The sequence below is a fragment of the Alkaliphilus metalliredigens QYMF genome (assembly GCF_000016985.1).
Taxonomy (GTDB): Bacteria; Bacillota; Clostridia; order Peptostreptococcales; family Natronincolaceae; genus Alkaliphilus_A; species Alkaliphilus_A metalliredigens.
Genome location: NC_009633.1, coordinates 4,064,788 through 4,078,829, shown reverse-complemented (window position 1 = coordinate 4,078,829; position 14,042 = coordinate 4,064,788). Strand labels below are relative to the sequence as shown.

General features: G+C 33.7%; 14 protein-coding genes and 1 pseudogene. 11 read left to right on the top strand and 4 right to left on the bottom strand.

The genetic code is table 11. The features are described 5' to 3' along the window. Positions 1-18 precede the first annotated feature (18 nt). From AMET_RS19545 to AMET_RS27425, 9 genes are all read left to right on the top strand, one after another. Complete coding sequence (locus tag AMET_RS19545; protein ID WP_012065016.1) at positions 19-1,332, top strand: M23 family metallopeptidase; 1,314 nt, start codon at positions 19-21, stop codon at positions 1,330-1,332. Positions 1,333-1,361: 29 nt separating this feature from the next. Further along, positions 1,362-1,601, top strand: coding sequence for a hypothetical protein (locus AMET_RS19540; protein WP_012065015.1), 240 nt, complete (start codon positions 1,362-1,364; stop codon positions 1,599-1,601). After that, on the top strand, positions 1,594-2,373 hold the full coding sequence (locus tag AMET_RS19535; RefSeq protein ID WP_012065014.1) for a CD1107 family mobile element protein: 780 nt from the start codon (positions 1,594-1,596) through the stop codon (positions 2,371-2,373). Before AMET_RS19540 ends, AMET_RS19535 begins: the two co-directional genes overlap by 8 nt. Before the next feature lie 285 nt (positions 2,374-2,658). Further along, positions 2,659-4,545: an ABC-three component system protein gene (locus AMET_RS19530; RefSeq protein ID WP_012065013.1), complete on the top strand. Its 1,887-nt coding sequence runs from the start codon at positions 2,659-2,661 to the stop codon at positions 4,543-4,545. Continuing rightward, positions 4,542-5,126, top strand: a complete 585-nt coding sequence (locus AMET_RS19525) for an ABC-three component system middle component 1 (RefSeq protein WP_012065012.1) — start codon at positions 4,542-4,544, stop codon at positions 5,124-5,126. Before AMET_RS19530 ends, AMET_RS19525 begins: the two co-directional genes overlap by 4 nt. After that, a complete protein-coding gene (locus tag AMET_RS19520; RefSeq protein WP_012065011.1) occupies positions 5,123-8,080 on the top strand; it encodes an AAA family ATPase in 2,958 nt (985 codons plus the stop codon). Before AMET_RS19525 ends, AMET_RS19520 begins: the two co-directional genes overlap by 4 nt. 257 nt (positions 8,081-8,337) lie before the next feature. After that, a complete protein-coding gene (locus tag AMET_RS19515; RefSeq protein WP_012065010.1) occupies positions 8,338-8,808 on the top strand; it encodes a DUF6075 family protein in 471 nt (156 codons plus the stop codon). Between the two features lie 20 nt (positions 8,809-8,828). Continuing rightward, complete coding sequence (locus AMET_RS27430; protein WP_041721132.1) at positions 8,829-9,104, top strand: toprim domain-containing protein; 276 nt, start codon at positions 8,829-8,831, stop codon at positions 9,102-9,104. Between the two features lie 6 nt (positions 9,105-9,110). Continuing rightward, a complete protein-coding gene (locus AMET_RS27425; protein ID WP_041721131.1) occupies positions 9,111-9,428 on the top strand; it encodes a hypothetical protein in 318 nt (105 codons plus the stop codon). An 82-nt stretch (positions 9,429-9,510) separates the two neighbouring features. Here the strand turns inward: AMET_RS27425 and AMET_RS19500 are convergent, their stop codons facing one another. The 4 genes and pseudogenes from AMET_RS19500 to AMET_RS19485 form a co-directional block, all read right to left on the bottom strand. Beyond that, a complete protein-coding gene (locus AMET_RS19500; protein WP_041720379.1) occupies positions 9,511-9,699 on the bottom strand; it encodes a hypothetical protein in 189 nt (62 codons plus the stop codon). Between the two features lie 24 nt (positions 9,700-9,723). After that, complete coding sequence (gene istB, locus AMET_RS19495) at positions 9,724-10,467, bottom strand: IS21-like element helper ATPase IstB (protein WP_012062302.1); 744 nt, start codon at positions 10,465-10,467, stop codon at positions 9,724-9,726. After that, positions 10,455-12,023 (bottom strand): IS21 family transposase, encoded by a 1,569-nt coding sequence (gene istA / locus AMET_RS19490; protein WP_049765184.1) that lies wholly within the window; start codon positions 12,021-12,023, stop codon positions 10,455-10,457. Before istA ends, istB begins: the two co-directional genes overlap by 13 nt. Before the next feature lie 54 nt (positions 12,024-12,077). Continuing rightward, a pseudogene (locus AMET_RS19485) lies at positions 12,078-12,935 on the bottom strand (relaxase/mobilization nuclease domain-containing protein); the annotation flags it as partial. Positions 12,936-13,058: 123 nt separating this feature from the next. Between AMET_RS19485 and AMET_RS26735 the strand changes: the two are divergent. Both AMET_RS26735 and AMET_RS19480 read left to right on the top strand, forming a co-directional pair. Then, positions 13,059-13,220, top strand: coding sequence for a transposase (locus AMET_RS26735; RefSeq protein WP_242661337.1), 162 nt, complete (start codon positions 13,059-13,061; stop codon positions 13,218-13,220). A 6-nt stretch (positions 13,221-13,226) separates the two neighbouring features. Continuing rightward, the gene (locus tag AMET_RS19480; RefSeq protein ID WP_242661335.1) at positions 13,227-13,832 is read left to right on the top strand and encodes a transposase; all 606 of its coding nucleotides are present in this window, start codon (positions 13,227-13,229) and stop codon (positions 13,830-13,832) included. Positions 13,833-14,042: the final 210 nt, after the last annotated feature.

Here is a 14,042-nt window from a genome sequence, read left to right as displayed (position 1 = left end):
TTAGCTGCTGATGAGGGTGTGACCATTGTAAGAAGAACCCTTACTAATACTAAAAAATCTAAGCAGCCAAAATTAAAATTTGAAGCTTCAAAGGATAAGCTAAATGTAGAATCTAAGCCAGAAGCGTTAAGGCAAAGACTATCCTACGTCAAACAAAAAAGATTTAATGACAATGTCAAACAAAATAAAAAAAATCAGCAAAAACGCAGTATTAAAAAAGCTTACAGCAAAGAAAGGCATAGCACTTTTAACACAGGGATAAAGGAGCGTATAAAAAATGCTGTCAAACAAGTTAAAGTATGGTTGACAAAAGGATTAAAAAAGTTTGCCATATACATGATCGGTCCAATCTTTATGTTTGTCGTTTTTTCAGTGATGATTTTGTCGGTGGTGCAGTCATTTTCAGGGGCGGTAAGTACTGTTGTTGCTACTTCCTATCAATCGAGTGACCTGGTTGTCACAAACGCAGACGTGATGTATACGCGACTCGAAGCAGATCTATTATATGCAATCAACCGCGTTGAAGAAGATCATTCTAGTTATGATGAATATCGATACTATGTGGATGCGGTTGGGCATGATCCACATATGGTGATTGCCTATTTAACAGCTAAATTTGGTGAGTTTACGGATGCGGATGCCAGTAATGAACTCAGTCGGATTTTTGATTTGCAGTATGACTATCGCTTAATAGAAAAAATTGAAGTCCGTTATAGAACTGTGACTCATGTTTCGGTAAATCCTGAAACGAGAGAAACGACAACGACAACAAGTCAAGAAGCCTATGATTGGTATGTCCTTGAAGTAAGACTAGATACGAGCGACTTAGAGGTAATTTTTACTTCAAGACTGAATGATGATGAAAAAGATTTATATGAGACATTAATTGCAATAAAAGGCAATTTTATTAGTTTTCCAAGCCCTATAAAAGAAGAATGGCAAAATGCTATTTCAAGTCCATTTGGGTATCGATTAGATCCTATGTCAAAGGAAGTTACCTTTCATGGAGGTATCGATATTGCAAAACCTACAGGGACTGAACTCGTTGCAATAATTGATGGGAAGGTCATAAAGACTGGATATGAAGCAGATGGGTACGGTCACTATATTATCATTGAAGCAGAAAAGTCAAAACAAACGGTATTATATGCCCATTGTAATAGCATTGTGGCCAGTGAAGGCGATGAAGTGAAAAAAGGACAAACGATAGCCACTATTGGGTCATCGGGGAAATCGACCGGTCCTCATTTGCATTTAGAAATTAGAGATTCCAGTGGCAATAAACTGAATCCCTATTTTTATTTGTCATCGGAAATTGTACAAGAAGATTAATCACGAATAAATAAAAAAGGAGATTTCCAATGGATAAGAGATTAGAAAAAACACTGAAGGAAGAAGTCAAATTAAAAGAGCAAATGAAAGTTTTGCAAGATCGATTAAATGATGTTGAAGAAAAAAGAGAAGTTTATGAAAAAGAGACGCTCTACAAAACCTTTAAAGAAACAGAAATTTCATTAGAAGAATATCAGATGATTATCAAGAATGCAGTTAATGATTATATGGGACTAAACGATGTGATCGGAGGCAAAGAAAATGAGTAGAGTCATGAGCATATTTTTATTGCTAGTGGTTTTGATGATTTCTCCAGTATATGCTGTAGAAGACAATGTTGATACTTTAAAGGATGAACCAGAGGAAGAAGTTATTGAATACACAGAACAAGAAATTAAATCAAACTTTGCAAGCAAAGTTTATCAGGTGGAGGGTAGTGAAAAAAACAATTATCTTGTTAAGGGTGGAAACGAGAATGCCATCAATTCATTGGCAACAAAACAGCATACAGCGCAAGGATCTGTTATAGAAAGTACGAATGTAGAAGGTCAACCCTATGATTTAACACTACTAAGTGATGAAGATAAAGCAGGGAAAAATCCTCTTGAATTAAGGCAGTTTGTATCTTTTGAAACAAAATCGGGGAAAGTTTTTCATCTGATTATCGATCATAGCCAATCCGTGGATAATGTTAAGATGCTGACTGAGGTTGGGGAGCAAGATTTATTAAATCTTATTGAAGAAAATGCGGAAGTGGCATTAATCCTTAAACAAGATGTTTTAGAAAATGACAAAAAACCGATTTCCACACAGAGCGAATTAAATCCATCATTTGAAGTAAATGAATTAACGGAAGTTCCAGTAGGAGAAAAAAACAATTCTAGTTTAATAATCATCATTGTTGCATCTGTTTTAGCAGGTGCTGCTGGTTGGTATTTTAAGATTTATAAGCCTAAACAAAGCACGACATATGATGAAGAAGTTGATGAAGCTGATTATATTGATGAAGAAGAGTGTGTTGAGGATGAGGAGATTAATTGAGTTTGGACAACTTCTGGATAATTTGTCCAGAAGTTTCGTGAAAAAAATGATGATTTGTGGCTTTTAAAGTAATTTTTTGGTATGATTGGATTGTGTTTATTCTTAAACAATGAATATACCCAGATGATTAGGGCGTATGTACGTTATTTGAAAGTCAAATTATGAAATGATAAGTAAACATAATCTGTAAGAAGTAAGTTTTCGTTTTTTTTTACGATGCACAGAATGCCTTACACTATCAAGCAAGTTTCAGCAAGCAAATAGAGTTAAAAAAGAGGGATGCAAATGCTTAAAAAATTAAGATTAGATCAAACTAAAATATACGAGCTAACTATTGCTACTTATGAAATCTCTACGATGCTTGTTGATTTCGTTAGGGGTCGAAAACATTATTTATCCATTGGAGCAGAACAAGGTGATGTCGATACTTGGGATGATCTAATAATTGAAAAGGAAAAGGATCTTCTTGTACATATTCAAGTAAAAAGGCAAAAAACTAATTTTAGCAATGATAATTGTATCAGGGATAAAATTACAAAACAAGAAAGAAAAGGACAACCTAAGGATTTATCATCGATTGATAAATCGATGAAATCTTTAGCCGAGTGGATAAAAAACAATAATAATGATTTGAATAAAAAGGAATTTCATATTGAGCTACCAAATCTTGAAGTTCAACTAAAGAAAGGATTAATAGTTGGGCAGTTTAAAGACTTAATAGAACAACATTACAAACCCAATATTACCACAACTCAAGGTTTATCTAATTTAGCTAGTAAGGATAGTAGTGTGAAAAACTGTTATAACTGGTTAAATAGTTGGTGCGATTTTGAGGATTGGGATCATATATTAAACCTCTTATCTATAATCAAAATAAAGGATTCTGGTTTAGAAACTGACATTAAATTGAAAACCGAAGATAAATTAAAAGATATATTTATCTCAGATAAAGTAAAGGAAGTAAGAGAAAGAATACTTTCGTATATTCATATCAATACTACTTTTACGGGTGCCGTTAGTCCGCGTTGTTTATTGTTTGAATTGAAATCTTACTTACAGCCAAATATTTCATTGTGGACTCAATTTGAAAAACAAGATAGTAAGTGGTGTGTCTCAGGAACTAATGATATTGAATTAAATACTGAAATTGAAAGACCTAATTTTGTAATTCCCAAGTTATGGAATGGCACATTACTTCAAAATCTAAAAATTAATGCAGAATTGAGTGATCGGTGTGGTGTATCTGATTCACTTTTAAGGTTAGCAATACATCAAACTGGTAATTCAAATACGCACTGTGTAAATAGTGCTGTTATTCGAAGCAGAATAAATGACAAAATTGGTGGAACACTAGGGCTTGAAATTAATGATGTACAGACATTGTCTATTGTTGAAAATAATGAAAACTTTAGATGCGAAGAAATAAAGCAACTTTCGAGTAGAGCAGAAAATAGGAATTATTCAGATAATATGGAAAAAACTATGCATTTGGAAACGTGGAATAAAGTATCGATAAATATAGAAGAACTCATTAGTGGAATGTATAATATTCACTCAACGACACTTCAAGATCAACTTGAAGCAAGGTGGGAAATTTGGAAAAAGAAGTTGAATAATGACGCTCAAGGGATTGGAGAACTACTTAAGAGTATAGTGCATCCTCGTGCCGAAGGTGAAAGTATAAACGGGATGCTTAGAGTTGGTATGAGAACTGCACAACTTCTTGCGGAAAGTTTATTCAATTTACTAATAATTTCAATAGCACTGGATCCTGAGAATAATGGTGATTGGAAAAAAATAAACGATAAGCTAGCTCCGGTTGCAGTAGGTCTTAGATATTGGAGTGGGGAAGCTGGTAAACAACGAAAAGTAAAAGCAATTGATGAGGATGGAAATATTATAATTGGGAAAGAAACCGCTAATGCTTTAATTTTTTCTAAAGTGACATCTCCACCAAATGAAATGTGGAATGATCTAATAAGCTATTCCAAAGATCAAGTGCAAAATAGTATTGCTGATGGAAAAACTCCCGATTTAATTATTACAAACTGTGTAGAGTTCAGAAAGTTAATAAATAAAGGAGACATAGAAGCGGTTAGAAACTATGTCAAAAGTCAGCTGCGAGATTCTGAAAGTATAAATCTAACTAATATTAAGGAGATTACAGGATGAAATTAGAAGAACTATCTTCATATATGGATAGAGTGATTGAACAACGATTTGAAAAAGAGTCATCTATTGATATATCAAAGCATCTATCTGCTTTGGATGAACAGAAATTAGATAAACAGATTTTTCGTTTGAAAAGAAAGAACAAGCCAGAGTTAAAAACATATCGTACATTTTTATTAGTACAGATAAATGAGACTGAAACATTGAAGAACGCCTTACAATGGGTTGCAGCAGTAAAAAATAGCTTAACCGATCCTGAAACTTCAGATTTGTATCTTATAGTCATATCAGAGAATGATGTTTTCACAATCGATGAAAGTATGAGAATCGAAGCGACAGAGTCGTTTTGTAAAAAGTATGTTCAGCGTGGAGATGAGAATCCAGAAAGCTTAATAAAGCGTACATGTCTAGCAAATTTTAGCGTAATCAGCGAAGATACCATACAAATTGATCCGGTAAATACTGTTTTCTTAAAAACTCAACAAGAATTCTCTTGGTTTGACGCTCCTGTTCAGCAAATTTGGAAAGAAGCCTTTAACTCTGACGATAATGGTAATGAACTCTTGGAGAGAATCAGATGAAAAACATACACTTAAATAAAATATCAATCAGTAATGCACGACGTTTTGCAAAAGATGTAGAAATTAATTTTGGTAAAGGGGCTACCATCCTTTTAGCACCAAACGGAACCGGTAAGACAACTATATTTGAAGCAATTGAATTGGCATTGTCAGGATCCTTAAAAAGCAAATTAGGCGACCCTCCAAACGCACTCATTAGAGATGGAAAAAAAGAATTGGATATTCGATTAGATTTTGATAATGATCTTTATTGTGAGGTAGCTTTTCGCCATGGTCAAACACCCTTGCTGAAAGGAGACCATGTAAAATTATTTCAGGATAAACTAACATCACTTCCTTACCTTTTAGGGTTAACGCATATTTTAGATCAAAGAGGTAAATTTTGGTTTGTGACGTCTGATCAGAATGGAGCAGGAAGTAGTCTTGATAAACTATCTATTGGACAGGGTTTGAATAAAATATTTAGTAAAAAAACAAGTTTAATTAAAGCTGTTAACCAAGAAATTATAAATTTAGAAAATTCATACAATGAAGAATTGGAACGCAGAAATAATTTTATAAAAGTTATTAAAGATCGTGATCTAGCTTCATCTGACTACAAACTAGTTTCTCTAGATTTAATCTATCAAGTAATTAACAATGGGCATGTAATAATAAAGAAAAAAAATGCAGATATTAAACTAAATCAGCAAGCGTTATCGCTTTTCCTAGAAACAACTAAAGACTTATTATCTTCAAAAATAGATTCTCATTCGAGTTTGAAAATTAAGTATTCATCAATTGAGAGTAAGTTAGAAACTTATGAAGAAAACACTCTTCTAATAAAGACTAAAGAAGCAGACATTGAAAGTAATAAAACGAAAACAGGTCAGCTCAATGAAAAAATAGAAGATTTAAAAGTTAAGATTAAGGCTGACGAGGAAATGAAATCAGAAAGCGTTGTAAAAAAGGATCACAGTATGTTAATGCAAAAACATCTAAGACTTTTAGCTGAAAAGCGTGAGAAATATCAGCAAGAATCAATAGATATGCAACCTTTGAATCTTCAATTTCCTAAAAAACAAGATGAATTCGCTGAATCATGTAAGGATCTAGAGGCTTTCTTAAAGTTAAAGACCGAACACGAGATACTTGATTCTGAAATAATTCAAGTACTAAATAAACAAGAATTTGTAAACAAATTACGCACCTTACAAACACAATTGGAGGTTTTAGAAAAACAAAACTCAGACATTGAAGAAAAAAATATACCAGATTATGAGAAAATAAAATTTGAATTAACTCAAGAAATAAAAAAGATAGAAAGCGATCAAATAAAAAACAATCTTCAAATTGATCAAACAAATCAGATAATAAAAAAATATCTAGAGGGTTCCAATGCAATACAAACTTCAATTAATAGTATTGCGAAACATTTACCAGTTGATCAATGTAAATGTCCGGTGTGTAATACGGACTTTGAACCAGAAGAACTTCAGAAACAAATTAAAATCGCTCTTGAGTGGATGAATCCAGCTGCGCATAAAATGACGCAAAATCTAAAAAAACTAGAAGAAGCTCAAAAGAAATTTGTTGACGATTTAGAAAAATTATCATCTGATTTAAACACAATAAATTTAAAAATCACTCACGAAAGAGAATCGTTAGAAGATACTAAAAAAAGGTTGTCCGAAATTCTAACATCTTTCCCAAATTGTATTAATTCCAACGATGCTCTTAATTTTATATCATCCTCAATAGATAGTCAAACTGGTATTCATGATCAGTTGTTAGAAAAAAAGAAGGCTCTTAAAGAAATGCCTTCTGAAAATACTATTACTGATGCACGAATAAAGAATGAGAAAATCCGAATAGAATTTGATGATCTTAAAAGTGAAATACAAGCAAATGAGTCGTTGATAAAACTTTTATTAGAAGAAATAGTTTGCCTTGAAGAGAGAACAAAAGGGCATAACTTAGAAAAATTGACTGCTTATATATCTGTTCTAGAACTAGAAATAGAAACTTCAATGACATTGTGTTCCCAAAATACAATAATGCTAGAGAAGTTTCAGAAGGAATTAAATACATTGCAAACAGAACTTCATAAAATTAACGATCACTTATTACAGCTTAGGTCTCAGCAAAGTCAAATTGAAACAGAATGGTTTGAGTCAGGACTTCCCGACAAACCTAATCCGATATCTTTGTTTTTAGCTAAAAGCAATATTGAAAACCAACAAAAAAAATGTTCAGACTCTTTAAGTCAACTTAAGGATGTACAACAGCAATTGGTAGCTTGGAAAGAAGCAGAAAGCTTTATCGAGCTAAATGAAAAAGTTAAAATAGAATGTGGTGAGCGTTCAGAAGAGGAACACCTTGTTTTTTTGTCATCAAGGGTTGAAAAGCAAGAGAAAAAGTTCAACGAAATGAAAAACAAAAATGAGACAATGTCATTTATTTTCCGCAAAGTTGATTCTGAACTAAATCAGATAAACAAGTATATTGATAGTATAAATGAGCCGTGGAGTGAATTATTACAGAGGACGATTGTGAATTCACGCTTTTCAACAGGTGAATTATTAAAATCAAATACTGTTCGAAATAAACCAACAGCACAAGTTGGAGCAATTCTTAACGGGAATAGTATTCCGGTGAATCAAATCGCAAGCGAAGCTCAATTAACAGATTTGCAATTGACATTCATGTTAGCTATGGCAAAACAACATCATTGGACTCCATGGCGAGCACTCCTCCTTGATGATCCAACCCAACATCACGATCTTGTTCACGCTTCATCTGTATTTGATCTTTTACGTGATTATATTTCAGATTTAGATTTTCAAGTAATGCTTTCAACTCATGACAGTCAGCAAGTAAATTTTTTCCGTAGGAAACTTGACAATGATGGTATTGAGAATAAAGTATATCGATTAATAGTAGGCAGAGATGGTGTCTTTGCTGATCAGATTTAAGAATGTCAGTTGATAACAGGGATATACAGAATACCTATGTCAATCCTAATTTCAACACCGATTCCTCGCATATCATCAGAACCTTACTTAAATTTTTTGACGTATCACAAAGATATAGAACTATTACAATTTAAACTATTGCTACAACCAAACTAAATAACCCAAAAAAAAATCAACAAATAACCCGTTTGTTGGTTTTTTTATACCCCAAATAACCTCTGGCCAACTTGTCCAGAAGTTAAAGAAAGGAATTAAACATGGAGACGATTAAATTCAACTCAGAAGCACATGAATTATTTTACAAAGAAATGCTGGCTAGAACTAACCAAACAGACGTCTATTACAAAGCATTCTTCTATTGTATGGGCATTTGCGAAACCACAAGAAAGCATATTGAAGATCTATTTGATTTTAAAGAAGGTGGAATCATGCCAGAGCATCTTCACCAACCATATCAGACAGGAACAAGTTATAAGGTCACTAGAATGGCCTATAATCTTTGGAATGGTTATGTTGAGGAAGGTACAGAAAGCTTAACCACGCCATCATCGTTATTTGCTTGTGAATATGCAGCAGAATTTCATCAAGCCATCAAAATAAGGTTTTCTGAATATTATAGGGAGCGTGATTTCGAAAAAAGTAGCTTAAGAAAACAGATCAAAGACTTAACAGAGAAAAATGTTATTGAATCGACAAATGCTAAAGAACATTCAGAAATCGAGCGTTAGCTCAGAAAGAAGGTGATTTCATGAAGCTAGTAATAGCAGAAAAACCCAGTGTTGCAAGAGCTATAGCGGGGGTGCTTGGTGCAAATGAAAAGAAAGATGGTTATCTCACTGGAAATGGCTATATTGTAAGTTGGTGTATTGGTCATTTGGTTTCACTGGCTACACCAGAAGAATATGATCCTAAATATTTGAGTTGGCAATACGAAGATTTGCCAATCATGCCATTAACGTGGCACTTTTCGATTAATAAAAAAACGGAAAAGCAATATCGCATATTAGAAAAACTAATTAAATAAGATCAAGTGACAAGTGTAGTTGAAGCAACGGATTCAGGACGTGAAGGCGAATTAATTTTTAAGCTCGTTTATGACAAGGTTGGCGTTCAAAAACCCTTTGAAAGACTTTGGATCAGTTCAATGGACAACAGTGCCATTAAAGCTGGATTTGATAAACTAAAGCCTGGTATGGATTATGAAAATTTATACCAGTCAGCCCTTACAAGGGCTAAAGCAGATTGGATTGTCGGGTTAAATGCAACAAGGCTCTTCACAACGGTATATAAAAGCAAATTAAGTGTTGGTGTAACTGGCAAGTGTTTTTGGAGAAATTTTGGCAAATAGTTTTCCATAGTAATTTCCAAATCTCTCCATACACTACTGCTTGTAATTTATCTTATAATCACTGAACTTTATTAAACGAATATTAGTTTTTATCTCTTATGACTTTTCTGATTTGCTCATAAATATCTTGCTCCGTATACTCGAAAATATGACCTTCATCATCTTCTACAGGAGATCCATACTCATTTAATAATTCCTGCTTTAAGCCATCAGAGATAGTTATCCTTCTGCTAAACAAATACTTTTTTAAATCTTTCTCTCTTAACAACATAATCACAATCGCCTCCTTCATCTATTAAAACAATGATTCTCGATGTTCTAATCTATAGCTCTTACCTGTCATATTAAATAGCTCACATCTGTAAGTGATTCTATCTAACACTGCCGTGGTTAAAGCGGGGTCCCCTAATAACTCGGTCCAATCTTCAAGCCCTTTGTTGGAGGTAATAATTAACGATGTTTGTTCATGAAGGGCTGATATTAATTGGAAAAACAAGTTCGCTTCTTCTCTTGATATGGGGAGGTAACCTAGCTCATCGATGATCAGAAGACTAGAAGATAAAACATTGTTGATTTTCCCTTTGCTTTTTCTTGATATCTCCTGTGTTTTTAAACAGTGCATCAGATTGTCCATGGTGGTGAAGCTAACCTTGTAGCCCATCTCTACAGCCTTGTACCCTAATGCAATACACAAGTGGCTTTTACCTACCCCTGGAGGGCCTAAAAGTATTAGATTATACATTCTATCTATCCAGTCCATCTCAATAAGACTATTGATTTGTCTTTGGGTAATCGATCTTTGAAAGGTTAGATCGAACTCTTCTATTGTCTTAAGTACCGGAAAGCCTGCAGCCTTAACTCTGCGTTCCTGGGCCTTTTTCTCTCTGAGATCGACTTCGTTTTCTAATATTGACAGTAAAAGATTCTGATATGAAATGTTGTTTATGTCAGCATTTTCAACGATGGAATCTGCATTGGTATTTAAGTAGTTCAATTTGAGTTTTTTAGCGTGATCCTTTATTGATTCTAATTTTTCCATTTTCTTTTATCCTCCTTCAGGGCACTCATGTATTCTCTAATATCTCGTACTTGAGGCTTTAAATCCTGATATTTTGAAGGAGTAGTTATGTCAGCTTTAAAGTACTTCTTATTTAGTTGTCTGTTTTCTTCAAGTTTTAAGTACTGTATGGCATCCTTCAAGAGCCCTGCGCTAAACAATTTCCTTTCAATACAGTAGCTTAATGCCCTTTGAACAATTGATTTGTCTTGGTTTTTTACTGTATTCATTATTAGGGCAAATTGATCTTTAAAGTGTCTTGGCTTCTCTATTTTTAATACATCAACAAATTCATTAGCCTTTTCAGTATGGTCTAAGCTTTTTAACACTTTGTTGTAGATTTCATGACTTGTACAGTGTTTACTCTCATTCCTATCATAGTGCTCTATTTTCACTAATTTTCCTTTATCCTGACTGATTTTATGTTCAATAATTAACTGTTCTGTATCTTGGTTCTTAATTTCCATGGTATCTTTCTTAATAATTAATTTAACCTCTTTCCCTGGAGAATAGGTTCCCGTAGGGACTTGGTATCTATTTTGCTTGTAAAAAACTGTATTGTTTTTTCTAACGAGATAGGTTAAACTATTTGTATTAGTTGTGTTTACAAATAGAGTGGGTATTGGCTTTAAGTGTTCCTTTTCCAGGGCAAACACTTCTGCCGGTACCTTCTTTGTTGTTTCATGGACTTTTTTATTACCTCTTCTTTCTAACCATTTCAGCGAATCATCATTAAATGAGTCAATATCTACAAATGTTCTATTCTTTGCAAAATTATACTTGGCATATTTCACTACGGCTTCAATTTTCCCTTTACTCTGTGGGTCATAACCCCTGCAAAGGTACACTTTAAACTTAAGGGAATTAATATAGTTTTGAAATCCTTCTGTGTATATGATATCTCCATGATTTTCTGATACCACTAGGACTCTGTCCTGGTCATAAACAACCTCCTTAGGCATTCCTCCAAAATATTCAAAGGCTTTATTATGGGCCTCAATGAATGTCTGGGTAGTAAAGGGCTTGTCTATCCAATAGATGTATTTATGTCTGGAATGGGATAAAACCATACCAAAGCAATATACTTTGATTCTTGTTTTGTCAGGTTTATCTAGCCATATTTGGCCCAGGTCAACCTGTGCTTGATATCCCATAGGAAGCTCATCCACCTCCTCAAATTGCCTTGCTGAAACTACTTTAGGGAGCTTATGTTCTTCCCTTAAGTGATTGACATATAGTCGTAAAGTTCTATCCTTAAAGTCCAGCACATGATATTTTTCCTCTAGCCAATCATATATTTGAGCACTTGATAAATCCCTATGTTCTCTAATCCATGCTAAGACTTCGTCCTTATATTTGTCCACCTTCCTTTCTCTAGATTCAGTTCTTTGTCTTAAGCTTGCAAATTCATCTGGTGTCATATCCCAATATTTATGTACTGTTTTATAGTCGATCTCCAGCCTCCTTGCTACCTGTGATTTATTCAGTCCTTTGGACTTGTATCCTTGGATTTCAGCAAACATATTCCACTCCTTCAATTTCATTCCTCCTCTGGTGTCACTAGCTAACTAATTCTACCAGAAGGGATATTATTATTGTAGTAAATTGGAAATTATTCTCCGTTTTTGTTTGCCAAAATCTCTCCCTTTTATTTTACCAGTTACAGTTGGACGGGGTTTTAACCATCTTGTAAAACCAGCAGATTCTGATGCTAGCTTATTTGAATCTATGTCAACAACCTTAATGGGCGTTCGTTGTCTAGTGGTATGATTCAGCTTACCACCGACTCTATTTTCTATACGTTCTTTTATAAGCTCTTCCGAATAATCTGATCCAATCGTCTTTGCCCTGGTGAATCGTTCTTGATTGATAGCTTTAAATGAAATGTGTTGGCCGTGCTTTATTTCATAGCCGTATTCTTGCATAAGTGTGATAAATTCATCCCAGTCCTTGGATTTTTTAATGGCCGGATCAATCGTATATTTAAGTTTGGCTTTATAACTATTACCGCTCTTTTGCTCTTGATATTCTTTATATGATTTTCCTTTTGTTTTATTATTATTTTGAAGATCATCACTAGTTATGATTGAAAGGCCATTGTCTTTACAAATGTGATCACTTTCATTTCTGATTTGGTGGTAACTTTTTTTATTTGAGATATAGGCTTTTCCATCAACAAAACTGACATTGTTAAAAATGATATGGTTGTGAATATGACCTTTATCGATATGGGTGGTCATGACATACTCATATTTGCCTTTAAGGTGCTTTTCGCATAATTCTTGACCAATCTGATGGGCGAGAGTCGGCGTGGCCTCACCAGGTATAAATGATTGTATTAAGTGCCTAGCAAGATTTTTACACTGGCTATTCATGATTTCTTTTGTATTTTCAAATTGAAGTGCAGCTGTTTTATAGCCGCACTTGTAAGAAGAAATCAATATTTCCTCATCTGTTTTTGCTGCATCACAAAAATCAAAGGAAAAATCAAAGGAAAATCAAAGGGACGGTTCTGTTGATTAAGCATTAAAATTAAAGTATAATAAAGGAAAAAATAATGAGGAGTGATCAATATGCCACGAACTGCCAGAGAGAAAAGTAAAAGCGGTATATATCACGTGATAATTAGAGGAGCAAATAGACAAGAAATATTTCATGATGAGCAGGATTGCTTAAGATTTCTAGAAATACTGGAACGATATAAAGGAAAGACAGAAATCAAGATATATGGGTGATGTTTGATGAACAATCACATACATTTACTTATTAAAGAAGGCAAAGAAGAGCTTTCAACAACGATGAAGAGAATGGGTGTAAGCTTTGTAGGGTATTACCATCAGAAATATGATACAACCGGACATTTGTTTCAAGATAGGTTTAGAAGTGAGAACGTCGAAAGTGATGAGTACCTTATAACAGTAATCCGATATATACATCAAAACCCTGTAAAGGTTGGACTTGTAAGAAAGGCTCAAGAATGGAAGTGGAGTAGTTGTTCAGGGTATTATGGAAAGATATCATATCCCCAGGGACTGTTAGATAGTGAACTGATACTAGGATTATTCGCAGTTGATAAGGAGATTTCGATAAAAAGATTTAGGGAATTTAATGAAGAAGAGAATGAAGATAATTGTTTAGATGATGTTATAATTACAAAAGTTAGCGATGAAGACATAAGGTTAGAAATTGAAAAGATAATATCAGGAATTAATGTAGCACAAGTAAAAAGTTTACCACAGGATCAAAGAGATCAGATCATTAGAAAGGTTAAAAGTATAAAGGGTGCCAAGCAGCGTCAGTTAGCCAGGATTCTAGGAGTTTCACAAACGCTTATATCAATTACATAATCAGAAGAACCGTCCCTATGATTCACCTATGATTCTCAGAACCGTCCCTATGATTCTACAAAGATCACTTCGTGATAAACTTTAAATCTGGCATTGAAATTGAAGTATGAATAACGGAATGAAATAGCCCATGACTCTAATAAAGAGTTGTGGGTTTTTTGACTTTAGTATTAGTTAATACAAATTAGTTAATTAGTATTGACTAATACT